Annotated in this window: 11 protein-coding genes; 3 read left to right on the top strand and 8 right to left on the bottom strand. The window is 75.4% G+C overall.

Translation table 11 applies throughout. From position 1 onward, the window contains the following. The first annotated feature begins 262 nt into the window (after window positions 1-262). Window positions 263-952, top strand: a complete 690-nt coding sequence (locus MHY85_RS02650) for a UPF0758 domain-containing protein (RefSeq protein WP_239192809.1) — start codon at window positions 263-265, stop codon at window positions 950-952. 5 nt (window positions 953-957) lie between these two features. After that, entirely contained in the window at window positions 958-1,365 is a 408-nt protein-coding gene (locus tag MHY85_RS02645) for an NUDIX domain-containing protein (RefSeq protein ID WP_308191300.1), read from the top strand. Window positions 1,366-1,387: 22 nt separating this feature from the next. Here the strand turns inward: MHY85_RS02645 and MHY85_RS02640 are convergent, their stop codons facing one another. Continuing rightward, on the bottom strand, window positions 1,388-2,578 hold the full coding sequence (locus tag MHY85_RS02640) for an ATP-binding protein (protein WP_239192806.1): 1,191 nt from the start codon (window positions 2,576-2,578) through the stop codon (window positions 1,388-1,390). Between the two features lie 126 nt (window positions 2,579-2,704). Between MHY85_RS02640 and MHY85_RS02635 the strand changes: the two genes are divergently transcribed. Then, window positions 2,705-3,181 carry a PPOX class F420-dependent oxidoreductase gene (locus tag MHY85_RS02635; protein ID WP_239192803.1) on the top strand — a complete coding sequence of 159 codons (477 nt, stop codon included), beginning with the start codon at window positions 2,705-2,707 and terminating at the stop codon, window positions 3,179-3,181. Between the two features lie 45 nt (window positions 3,182-3,226). On the opposite strand, the gene MHY85_RS02630 is transcribed toward MHY85_RS02635, so the two are convergent. The 7 genes from MHY85_RS02630 to hisC all read right to left on the bottom strand — a co-directional run bounded on the left by MHY85_RS02630 (window position 3,227) and on the right by hisC (window position 11,687). Then, window positions 3,227-4,795, bottom strand: a complete 1,569-nt coding sequence (locus MHY85_RS02630; RefSeq protein WP_239192795.1) for a dihydrolipoamide acetyltransferase family protein — start codon at window positions 4,793-4,795, stop codon at window positions 3,227-3,229. A gap of 78 nt (window positions 4,796-4,873) precedes the next feature. Beyond that, on the bottom strand, window positions 4,874-5,851 hold the full coding sequence (locus tag MHY85_RS02625) for an alpha-ketoacid dehydrogenase subunit beta (protein ID WP_239192845.1): 978 nt from the start codon (window positions 5,849-5,851) through the stop codon (window positions 4,874-4,876). A gap of 11 nt (window positions 5,852-5,862) precedes the next feature. Then, window positions 5,863-6,990, bottom strand: a complete 1,128-nt coding sequence (pdhA, locus tag MHY85_RS02620) for a pyruvate dehydrogenase (acetyl-transferring) E1 component subunit alpha (protein WP_239192793.1) — start codon at window positions 6,988-6,990, stop codon at window positions 5,863-5,865. Between the two features lie 217 nt (window positions 6,991-7,207). Then, window positions 7,208-7,654: a response regulator gene (locus MHY85_RS02615; RefSeq protein WP_239192791.1), complete on the bottom strand. Its 447-nt coding sequence runs from the start codon at window positions 7,652-7,654 to the stop codon at window positions 7,208-7,210. Then, a complete protein-coding gene (locus MHY85_RS02610) occupies window positions 7,651-9,276 on the bottom strand; it encodes an ATP-binding protein (protein WP_239192789.1) in 1,626 nt (541 codons plus the stop codon). The genes MHY85_RS02615 and MHY85_RS02610 overlap by 4 nt, the downstream gene beginning before the upstream one ends. Further along, entirely contained in the window at window positions 9,273-10,508 is a 1,236-nt protein-coding gene (locus MHY85_RS02605; protein WP_239192787.1) for a PP2C family protein-serine/threonine phosphatase, read from the bottom strand. Before MHY85_RS02605 ends, MHY85_RS02610 begins: the two co-directional genes overlap by 4 nt. Before the next feature lie 114 nt (window positions 10,509-10,622). Next, complete coding sequence (gene hisC, locus MHY85_RS02600) at window positions 10,623-11,687, bottom strand: histidinol-phosphate transaminase (RefSeq protein WP_239192785.1); 1,065 nt, start codon at window positions 11,685-11,687, stop codon at window positions 10,623-10,625. Window positions 11,688-11,745: the final 58 nt, after the last annotated feature.

The following is an 11,745-nucleotide window of genomic DNA, read 5'->3' as shown; positions in this document are numbered from 1 at the left end:
GATCACCCGCGGCGCGGCGGGGGCGACGGTCGGGCGCTCGGAGGGGATCACGCCTCCATCATCACCCGGGGCCGACGTCCGCCGCGCCGCGGGTGGCGCGGATCACCCGCTGCGACGCCGCCCACGCCTTCCGGCGACGCCGACGCCGATCGCGGGCGGCCGGGCCGGAAGCCGTAGGCGGCACGCCGGGCCGGCCGGCCGCGCGGAACCCGGCCTGTGGACAACCGGAGCGGCGCCGGGTGCCGCCCCTAGGGTCGAGGAGGTGAGGACCCCGATGCTCGCCGACCTCGACCCGGACCAGCGGCCCCGGGAGCGGATGCTGCGCCTGGGCGCCGACGCGCTCTCCGACGTCGAGCTCGTCGCCCTGCTGCTGGGGTCGGGCCGCCGCGGGTCCAGCGCGCTCGACACCGCCCGCGACCTGCTCCTGGCGCACGGCGGCCTGACGGGCCTCGCGCACGCCGACCCGCCGGCCCTGCTGCGCTCCCCCGGCGTCGGTCCCGCCAAGGCGACCCGCGTCGTCGCCGGCCTCGCGCTGGCCCGCCGGTTCGGCACGTCGACCGACCGGCGGGCGACCGTGCGCACGCCGGCCGACGTCGCGCGGCTCGCGGCCCCGCTGCTCACCGGACCGGCGGACGGGCGGGTCGTGGCCGTCGTCGGGGACCGGGCCGCCCGGCTGCTCGGCGCCGTGGTCGTGCCGGCCGCGTCCGCGCACGCGGCCCCGCCCGCGGTGCGGGAGGTGCTGGCCGAGACGCTGCGGCGCGGGGGCGTGACGCTGGCGCTCGCCCACCGGCACGAGCAGGACGACCCCCAGCCGCACCCGGTCGACGCGCGGACGGCGGAGGCCGTCGCCGACGCGGCCGCGCACTGCGGCGTGCGGCTGCTGGACAGCCTGGTGCTCTGCGGCGAGGCGTGGACGTCGGCGCTGCCCGCACCGGGGGTTGGGGCAGGATGAGGGACGTGACCGACGTGCAGCCCACCCTCCGGATCGCCGCGGCGGTCATCGTCGACGACGCGGGCCGGTGGCTCCTCGTCCGCAAGCGGGACACCGCCGCCTACATGCAGGCCGGCGGCAAGATCGAGCCCGGCGAGGACCCGCGCGCCGCGGTGGTCCGGGAGATCGGCGAGGAGCTCGCGGTGGTCGTCGACCCGGCCCTGGTCCGGGACCTCGGCCGCCGGGACGCCCCGGCCGCGAACGAGCCGGGGCACCGGCTCGAGGCGCACGTGTTCGCCGTCGACGGGGTGACCGGCGCCGTGCCGACCGCCGAGATCGCGGAGGCGGTGTGGGTGACGCCGGCCGAGGCCGCGCTGCTGCCGCTCGCGCCGCTGACCGTCGACCTGCTGCGCGAGGCGGGCGCGGCCGCCTGAGGGGCCGCGCCCACGGCGGACGTCAGTCGTCCAGGTGCCGGCGGTTGATGTACGAGGCCATGTGGGGGACGGTGAACGCGAGCTCTCCTCGCGCCGACGCGTAGATGAGGCCCTTCGCGATCAGATCCCGTCGCGCCACGGACAGGTCCGAGGGCTTCCGCTTGTCGAGGCGGTCGACCAGCGCCGTCAGGGTGCTCGGCGCGTCCTCGTCGACCGCCATCGCCCGCATGAAGCGCTGCTCCGCCTTCGTGGCACGCTGCCAACGAGCGCGGAAGAAGCCGGAGTCGAGCGCGTCCAGCCCGGCGTCCGCGGCGAGCCGCGCGTCGTCGCCCGTGATCATGGTCGGCCCCGGTGCGATCTGCCACGCCTGGTGGCCGAACTCCTGGATGAAGTAGGGATAGCCACCGGACACGCGCACGAGTCGGTCGATCGCGTCCGTCGTGAGCCCGGCCCCCTTGGCCCGGGCGGGATCCAGGTAGGCGTTCCGCGCGTCCGGGTCGTCGAGGCGGCCGATCTCGCGGTATTCGAACTGGCGCTCGGCGTACGAGCGGGCCTCGGCGAGCACCGACGGGACGCTCGGGAGCCCGGCTCCGAAGACGTAAAACGGCCACTGGTTCTGCGCTGCCTGGTGCTGGGCGGACAGCAGCGCCGTGAGGGTGGACGTCTCCAGGTCCTGGATCTCGTCGACGAACACGGCGAAGCCGACGTGCCGTTCGTCGAGCACCGGCGCGATGTCCTGGATCAGCTCCGGGAGGTCGAACTCCAGCTGCCCGGAGTCGGCCCGGCCCCGAGCCGGCTGCACGTCGATGCCGAGGCTGACCCCAGCGCCCACCGACAGGCTGAACGAGCTGATCGTGCCCAGCGCGGTCCTCAGCTTCTCCCCCGCGCGCTCCGATCGGCTGGCGAGCCGCCGCGCCCCGGCAAGCAGCCCACGCTCGAGGTGCTGGCGCGCCACACCACGCGCGTCGCTGTCGCGCTGCGCCTCGACCGACAGCGTCAGCCACTCCCGCGCGTCGAGCTCACGTTGCAGGGTGCGCAGCAGGACCGTCTTCCCGACTCCCCGGAGTCCGTGGAGCATGAGACTGCGGGAAGCCAACCCGTTCCAGACACGATCCGCCAGGGCCCGGACCGCCTCGATCTCGCCGGTCCGCCCGACGAGGGCGACCGGGACCATGCCCGCACCCGGAGTGTAGGGATTGGCGGCGGCGTCCACGATGAGGCCCTCTAACCGCGAATAACGAATTTCTTAGATTCCGTTATACAGCCTCAGAGCGTGCTCGACCAGAGCCTGCGTCCGCCGCGGACTGGCGGCGTCCTCCGCCCGGCCTAGGGTCGGGGCATGGCCCGCTCCGTCGCGACGAACACGACCGTCGACCTGCCCGCGCTGCTGGACTTCGTCCGCACCCGGCACCACCTGCTGCTCGCGACCGCCCGGCGCGACGGCCGCCCGCAGATCTCCCCGGTCAGCGGCGGCGTCGACGACCAGGGCCGCATCGTCATCTCGACGTACCCCGGCCGCGCCAAGACGGTGAACGCCGAGCGCGACCCCCGCGTGTCCGTGCTCGTCCTCTCGGACGACTGGAACGACGCCTGGGTCCAGGTCGACGGCGACGCCGAGGTGCTGCACATGCCGGAGGCGGAGGACGCGCTGGTCGACTACTACCGGTGCATCGCGGGCGAGCACCCGGACTGGGACGAGTACCGGGCCGCCATGCGGGTGCAGGGCAAGAGCCTGATCCGCGTCACGCCGACCCGCTGGGGCCCGGTCGCCACGGGCGGCTTCCCGGCGGACGTCGCCGCGCGCCTGGACGGCTGAGCGCGCGGCCGCGCGACGGTCGCGCGGCCGACGCGCCCCCGGGCCTCAGCCCCAGACCAGCGCCTGCGCCGGGTCCTCCAGCACCGCCGCGACGTCGGCGAGCACCATCGACCCGAGCGCGCCGTCCACGAGCCGGTGGTCGACGCTCAGCGCGAGCTGGGTGACGTGGCGGACCTTGATCTTCCCCTTGTGCACCCACGGCTGCTCGCGGATCGCCCCGAAGGCGAGGATCGCGGCCTCGCCCGGGTTGAGGATCGGGGTGCCGGTGTCGATGCCGAACACGCCCACGTTGGTGATCGTGATCGTGCCGTCGGACATGTCCCGCGGCGTGACCTTGCCCGCGCGCGCCGTGGACGTCAGGGCGGCGAGGCCCTCGGCCAGGTCGTGCAGGCCGAGCCGGTGGGCGTCCTTGATGTTCGGCACGACGAGGCCGCGGGGGGTCGCCGCGGCGATGCCCAGGTTCACGTAGTGCTTGTAGACGATCTCCTGCGCGGCCTCGTCCCAGGACGCGTTGACGTCGGGGTGCCGGCGCACGGCGAGCAGCAATGCCTTCGCGGCGATGAGCAGCGGGGTGACGCGGACGTCCGCGAACTCCTTGTCCTGGCGGAGCCGCTGGACGAGCTTCATGGTCCGGGTGACGTCGACGGTCTGGAACACCGTGACGTGCGGGGCCGTGAACGCGGAGGTCACCATCGCCTCGGCGGTCCGCTTGCGGACCGACTTCACCGGGACGCGGGTCTGCCGGCCGTCGGGCGACACGGTGCCGGACGCGAGCCACGGCTGGTCGTCGGCGGGGTAGGTCGCGAGGACGCGCGCCTCGGCCGCGGCCTGGTGCGCGAGGACGTCCTCGCGGGTGACGATGCCGCCCGGCCCGGTCGGCACGACGGAGTCGAGGTCGACGCCGAGGTCGCGGGCGAGCTTGCGCACCGGCGGCTTGGCGAGCGCGCGGCGGCCGGAGACGGCGGCGGGCTCGCCCGTGGGGACGGCGCCCGGGCGGACGGTGGGCATGGCGGCGGGTGCGGCGGGCGCCGGCGCGGCGGCGCCACCACGCGAGGCGCCGGGGCCGGCCGTGGCGGGCCGCACCGGGGCGGCACCCGCGGCGGTCGCGTCCGGGCCGGCCGCGCCGGCGTCGACGTCGCCCTCGGCGGAGGTGAACCGCGCCCGGCGGGCGGTCGGCGCGGCGGCCGTGCCGTAGCCGACCAGCACGGCGCCGCCCGGCTCGTCGGCCTCGGCCGCGGGCTCGGCGGCGGCCGACGCGTGCCGTGCGACCGGGGCACCGGCCTGCACCGGGTCCGCGTCGGACGTCGGCCCGTGCACCGGCACCTCGGGGCCCGCGCCCGGGGCGGCGTCCGCGGGCGCCTCGCCGGTCGGGTCGGTGTCGATCTCGATGATCGGGGTGCCGACCTCGACGGTGGTGCCCTCCTCGACCAGCAGCCGCGTCACCACGCCCGCGAACGGGCTGGGCAGGTCGACCAGCGACTTCGCGGTCTCGATCTCCACGATCGTCTGGTTGATGGCCACGGTGTCGCCCACGGCGACGTGCCACGCGGCGATCTCGGCCTCGGTGAGGCCCTCGCCCGCGTCGGGGAGGCGGAACTGCTGGAAGGACGGCACGGTCGGTGCTCCTCGGGGTGGTGCGGGCGGTTGTCGGCGAGGGCGCGGGCCGAACGGGCGGCGCGGCGCGCCCGGCGGTCAGGAGGCGAGCACGCGGTCGACGGCGTCCAGGACGCGGTCGAGCCCGGGCAGGTACTCGTGCTCCAGCTTGGCCACGGGGTACGGGGTGTGGAACCCGCCGACCCGGAGCACGGGCGCCTCGAGGTGGTAGAAGCACTCCTCGGTGACCCGCGCGGCGACCTCGGCGCCGGTGCCGTAGAGCACCGGGGCCTCGTGCACGACGACGCACCGCCCGGTGCGGCGCACGGATGCGGCCACCGTGGTGATGTCGAGCGGCGAGATGGTCCGCAGGTCGACGACCTCGACGCTGCGCCCCTCGGCGGCCGCGGCGTCGGCGACCCGCAGGGCGGTGGCGACGGTCGGGCCGTGCGCGACGAGCGTGACGTCGGTGCCCGGGCGGAGCACGCGCGCACCGTCCAGGACGGAGGCGGCGGCGAGCGGGTCGGCGTCGGTGTCGACGTCGCCCTTCTCCCAGTACCGGCCCTTGGGCTCGAAGAACATCACGGGGTCCGGCGAGGCGACCGCCTGCTGGATCATCGTGTACGCGTCCTGCGGGTCGGACGGGCTGACCACGCGCAGGCCGGCGGTGTGCGCGAACAGCACCTCGGGCGACTCGCTGTGGTGCTCGACCGCGCCGATGCCGCCGCCGAACGGCACCCGGATGACGACCGGGAGGTTCAGCCGGCCGCGGGACCGGTAGTGCATCTTCGACAGCTGGGTGGTGATCTGGTCGAACGCCGGGAAGATGAACCCGTCGAACTGGATCTCGCACACCGGACGGTAGCCGCGCAGCGCGAGGCCGATCGCGGTGCCGACGATGCCGGACTCCGCGAGCGGGGTGTCGACGACCCGGTCGGTGCCGAAGTCCTTGGCGAGCCCGTCCGTCACCCGGAACACGCCGCCGAGCGCGCCGATGTCCTCGCCCATCAGCAGGACCTTCGGGTCCCGCTCCAGCGCGGCCCGCAGGCCCGTGTTGATCGCCTTGGCGAACGTCATCCGCTGCGTGCTCACCGGTGCTCCCCTCCCGCGAACGAGGCCTCGTACCGCTCGAACCAGGCGCGCTCGGCGTCCACCACGGAGTGGGGCGTCGCGTACACGTGGTCGAACATCGTGCTGGTGGCCGGCCGGCCGAGGGACCGGACGTACGTCCGGATCTTCTCGCCGAGCGCGTCGGCCTCGGCGGCCAGCGCGGTCCGGAACTCCTCGGGCAGCTCGCCGGCCGCGGCGAGGTGCTTCTCCAGCCGGTCGATCGGGTCGCGCTGCCGCCAGTAGTCCTCCTCCGCCGACGACCGGTAGCGGGACGGGTCGTCGGAGGTGGTGTGGGCGCCCATCCGGTAGGTGAACGCCTCGACCAGGGTGGGGCCACCGCCGGTCCGCGCGCGCTCCAGCGCCTCGGCGGTCACGGCGTAGGTCGCCAGCACGTCGTTGCCGTCCACCCGGACGCTCGGCACGCCGAAGCCCGGGCCGCGCGCGGCGAGCGGGACGCGCGCCTGGCGGGTCGTCGGCTCCGAGATCGCCCACTGGTTGTTCTGCAGGAACAGCACCAGCGGCGCGTTGTTCACGGCGGCGAACACCAGCGCCTCGTTCACGTCGCCCTGCGCGGTCGCGCCGTCGCCGAAGTAGGTGACGACCGCGGTGTCCCGCTCGGGGTCGCCCGTGCCGACCGCGCCGTCGCGCTGGACGCCCATCGCGTAGCCCGTGGCGTGCAGGGTGTGCGACCCGATCACCAGGGTGTACAGGTGGAAGTTGAACTCCTCCGGGTCCCAGCCGCCGTGGTCGACGCCGCGGAAGAGCTGGAGCAGCTGCGTGAGGTCCAGGCCGCGGGTGTGCGCGACGCCGTGCTCCCGGTAGGAGGGGAACACGTAGTCCTGCCGGGCCAGCGCGCGGCCGGAGCCGACCTGCGCGGCCTCCTGCCCGAGGGACTGCGCCCACAGGCCGAGCTCGCCCTGCCGCTGCAGCGCCGTCGCCTCGGTGTCGAAGCGCCGCACGAGCACCATGTCGCGGTACAGGCCGCGCAGGGCGTCGGCGTCGAGGTGCGCGACCCGGGCGCTGTAGTCGGGGTGGTCGACGCGCTCGCCCGCGGGGGTGAGCAGCTGGACCAGGCCGTCGTCGGTGAGCGGACCGCTGGTGCTCACGGTTCTCCTTCGGCTGGGTGGCGCCCCCGCGTTCTCCGGGGGCCGGTCGTAACCTACGCCAGCGTAGGCTACGCAACCGTAGGTCCAGGGCCCCGGGCTGCGTCAAGACGGGCCGTCCCCCGTTGTCGGGTCCCGACAACCCCCGTGCGCACGCCCGTACGGCGACGGCCCGCCGCCCCCGGGTCGGGGGCGACGGGCCGTCGGGGGCTCGCGCGGGTCAGCGCTGGGGCAGGCGCACGACCTCGACGAAGAACTCGTCGATCTGGCGGACGACCTCGATGAACCGGTCGAAGTCGACCGGCTTGGTGACGTACGCGTTGGCGTGCAGCGAGTAGGAGCGCACCACGTCCTCCTCGGCCTCCGAGGTGGTCAGCACGACGACCGGGATGCTGCGCAGCGCGTCGTCGCCCTTCATCGCCTCGAGGACCTCGCGGCCGTCCATGCGCGGGAGGTTGAGGTCGAGCAGCACCAGGTCCGGCGTCGGGGCGTCGGCGTGCTCGCCCTCCTTGCGCAGGAACGCCAGCGCGCTCACGCCGTCGGAGACCACCTGCAGCCGGTTGGCGACCTTGTTGTCCTCGAACGCCTCGCGGGTCATCAGGACGTCGCCCGGGTCGTCCTCGACGAGCAGGACGTCGATCACCTTGCCGCTGCGTGCCACAGTCACTCCGATCCCTCGGCCCGGGGGCCGTCCTGGTCCTGACGGTCGGTCGGCTCCGGCGCGGGGTCCGCCACGGCCGGGAGCGTCCAGCGCACGCTGGTACCCGGGCCGTCGGCGTCGCCGAGCCAGATCCGACCGCCGTGGTACTCGACGATCTTCTTGCACAGGGCCAGGCCGATGCCGGTGCCCTCGTACACGTCCTTGGGGTGCAGCCGCTGGAAGATCACGAAGACGCGTTCCGCGTACTGCGGGTCGATGCCGATCCCGTTGTCCCGGCACTCGAGCTCCCACGAGTCTCCCACCCGCCGGGCGGTGATCCGGACCTCGGGGGTCCGGTCGGGGTCGCGGAACTTGATGGCGTTGCCCACCAGGTTCTGCAGCAGCTGCACCAGCAGCGGGCGCTCGCCGCGGACGACCGGCAGGGCGTCGTGCGTGACGACCGCCCCGGTCTCCTCGACCAGGTTCTCGAGGTTCTCGAGCGCGGAGCCCAGCGCCTCGTCCAGGGGCACGTCCGCCAGCTCGCCGCCGAGCCGGCCGACCCGGGAGAACCCGAGCAGGTCCTGGATGAGCTGCTGCATCCGCTTCGCGCCGTCGACGGCGAAGGCGATGTACTGGTCGGCGCGCTCGTCCATCTGGCCGCCGTACCGCTTCTGCAGCAGCTGGGTGAACGAGGCGACCTTGCGCAGCGGCTCCTGCAGGTCGTGCGACGCCACGTAGGCGAACTGCTCGAGGTCCCGGTTGGACCGGCGCAGCTCCTCGGTCTGGTCCGCGAGCCGGTCGTGCGCCTCGGCGATCTCGGCGCGCTGGGCCTCGACGGCCTGCACCTGGGCGACCAGCCCGAGCCGCATCCGCTCGACGGCGTCCGCGAGGTCGGCGATCTCCCCCGGGCCGGTGGTCCGCACGGGGTGGTGCAGGTCGCCCTCGCTCACGGCCCGGGCGTCGGCGGCGAGCGCGTCGAGCGGCTCCGCGATCCACGAGCGCAGCGTGCGCCACAGCACGGCGCCCGCCACCGCACCCGCCACCACGAGGGCGACGAGCGAGCCGATGACGACGCGCGTCCACATCGCCAGGTCCGCCGCGGCCCCGTCGCGGCGCTCGCGCAGCACGTCGAGGTACTCCTGCACCGCGGTGCGCGTCTCGTCGAACAGCGCGCGGCCGCCCTCGATCTCCTCGGCGGTGACCGCGGCCGGTCCGCCGGCGGCGACCGCCGCGATCGTCGGCTGCGCGAACTGCTCGTCCCAGCGCTCGGCGGCGACGACCGCCGCGGCCGCGGCCTCCCGGACGGGCGCCGCCGCGGTGCCCCGTGCCACCGCGTCGAACGCGTCGGCGGCGTCCTGCGCGTTCTCGTACGGCTCGAGCGTGCCGTCGAAGCCGGTGAGCGCGTACCCGCGCACGGCCGTCTCGCCGTCGACCAGCTGGGTGTACGCGGTCTCGGCGCTCGTGATCGCGACGAAGTACCGCTCCGTCACGAGGTCCTGGGTCTCGAGCATCCGCCACAGCGCGATGCCCGAGCCGACGAACACGAGGGCGAGCACGACGCCGGCCGCGACGAGGGCCGCGCCGAGCCGACGACGCAGCGTCGTGCGGGGCCGCGCGGCGGAGCCGGCGGCCGGTGCGGGTGCGGTCACGACGCCGGACCGCCCCAGCCGAGCACGACGACGGCCGTGTCGTCGACCAGCTCGCCGCCGTGCCGCCTCCGGACCTCGCGGAGCACGTCCTCGACCGGGTCCTCCGCATCCGTCGCCAGCACCTGGTCCACCAGGTCGAGCAGCCCGGCCTTGCCGATCCGCTCCTGCGTCCCGTCGATCGTCGCCTCCAGCACGCCGTCCGTGTACATCATCAGCCGCCACCGGCCGCCCAGCTCCAGCCGCTGCGGGCGCCAGACCCCGTCGACCGGGATGCCGAGCGCGCGCCCCCGCAGCTCCCGGGGCAGCAGCTCGGACCGCCGGCCGGTCGCCGGGTCGCCGAGCAGGAACGGCACCGGGTGGCCCGCCAGGTACAGGTCCACCGTCGCGCGGTCGGGCGCGATCTCGACCATCGACATGGTGGTGAACACCTCGTCGCGGGTCCGCTCGGACGCCAGCACGCGCTCGAGCAGCGGCAGCAGGTCGGGGGTCGCGGTGCCGGCCAGCACGAGCGTGCGCCAGGCCGTGCGCAGCACCGCGCCGAGCGCGGCCTCGTCCGGGCCGTGGCCGCAGACGTCGCCGACGATCGCCAGCACCGTGCCGTCGGGGCGCTCGAACACGTCGTAGAAGTCGCCGCCGAGCACGCCGTCCCGGCCCGCGCGGTAGCCGACCCGCACCTCGAGCCGCGCGTCCCGCACGGACGGGCGGGGCAGCAGCGCGCTCTCGAGCCGCACGGTCTCCTCGGCCCGGACCATGCTGCGGTACAGCTCGCGGTCGACGGCCTGCAGCCGGCGACGCTGCACGGCGTACCGCACGGACCGGCCGAGCAGCTCGCCGTCGACCTCGCCCTTGACCAGGTAGTCCTGCGCCCCGGCGGCGACCGCCTGCAGCCCGGTGTCGGTGTCGGTGCGGCCGGTCAGCACGACGACCGCGGGGGCGCCGGCCGCCAGCAGCGTCTGCAGCGCGCCGAGGCCCACGGAGTCCGGCAGCCCGAGGTCGAGCAGCACGCAGTCGACGTCCAGGCGGGCGGTCGCCTCGTCGAGCGTCCGGGCGCGCACCAGGCGGACGTCGAGCCCGGCGTCGCTGAGGTGCTCCTCCACGAGCAGGGCGTCGCCGTCGTCGTCCTCGACGAGGAGCAGCGCGATCGGGCCGCCGTCGACGGGGTCGACGGGGTGACCGGCGCGGCCGGGCCACGCGGGCGGCGTCGCCACGCCCGGGGTCGTGCTCTCGGTCACCCCTCCACCTCTCTGCGCTCGTCGCAGCATAGGCGAGGCCGCGGCCGGCGCGCGGTGGCAGCGACGCGCCCGTCCCCCCGGTGACCTGCGCTCACGCCCCCGCGGCGCGCGGGATCAGTGACGAAGGTCGCGCGCGACCCGCAGCACGACGTCGGTCGCCTCGGGCTCGCCGACGCTGATCCGGACGCCGTCTCCGGCGAACGGCCGCACGAGCACGCCCGCGCTCGTCGCCGCGTCGGCGAACCGCGCCGTGCCGTCGCCGAGCGGCAGCCAGACGAAGTTGGCCTGGCTGTCCGGGACCTCCCAGCCGTGCTCTTGCAGACCGGCGAGCAGGCGGGTGCGCTCGCGCACGATGCCGTCGACCCGCTCCAGCAGCTCGTCCTCCGCCCGCAGCGAGGCGACGCCCGCGAGCTGCGCGAGGTGCGACACGCCGAACGGCGTGGCGGCCGCGCGGATGCCTGCCGCGAGCCGCGCGTCGGCGACGGCGAACCCCACCCGCAGGCCGGCCAGGCCGTAGGCCTTCGAGAACGTGCGGAGCAGCACCACGTTGGGGTGCGCGGCCAGCACCGCGAGGCCGTCGGGGGCCAGCGGGTCGCGCACGAACTCGACGTACGCCTCGTCCAGCACCACCAGCACGTCGCGCGGCACCGCCGCCAGGAAGACGTCGAGCTCGTCGGCGTGCACGGCCGGACCGGTCGGGTTGTTCGGCGTGCAGACCAGCACGACGCGGGTCCGCTCCGTCACGGCGGCCGCGAGCGCCGGGAGGTCCAGGCGGCCGTCCGCGCCGACCGGGACCGGGACGCCCGTCGCGCCGGCCAGGGTCACGGCGATCGGGTACGCCTCGAACGACCGCCAGGGGTGCACCACCTCGTCACCCGCGTCGCAGAACGCGCTGAGGACGTGGCCCAGCACCGCGACCGACCCGCAGCCGGCGACCACCTGGTCGGCCTGCACGCCCAGGTGCGCCGCGACGGCCTCGACGAGCTCGGTCGCGTACATGTCGGGGTAGCGGTTCACGTCCACCGCGCCGTCGGCGATCGCCGCCACGACGGACGGCAGCGGCGGGTACGGGTTCTCGTTGGACGAGAGCTTGAACGCGGCGGCGCCGACCGGGACCCGGGCGCCGGGGACGTACGGCGGCAGGCTCGCGAGGGCGGGGCGGAGGGGGACGCGCTTCACGCGGCCAGGATGCCACCGCGGCGGTGGCCCGCGGGACCCCGGTCGGAGAGTGGGCGGC

It is taken from the genome of Cellulomonas sp. ACRRI (genome assembly GCF_022346185.1).
GTDB lineage: Bacteria > Actinomycetota > Actinomycetes > Actinomycetales > Cellulomonadaceae > Cellulomonas.
This window is presented reverse-complemented; position numbering and strand designations above follow the sequence as displayed.

Excerpts from the sequence above, each read along its gene's own strand:
- MHY85_RS02625 (WP_239192845.1), bottom strand. The coding sequence starts at position 5,851 with ATGACGTTCGCCAAGGCGATCAACACGGGCCTGCGGGCCGCGCTGGAG.
- MHY85_RS02635 (WP_239192803.1), top strand. The coding sequence starts at position 2,705 with ATGGCCCGCTCCGTCGCGACGAACACGACCGTCGACCTGCCCGCGCTG.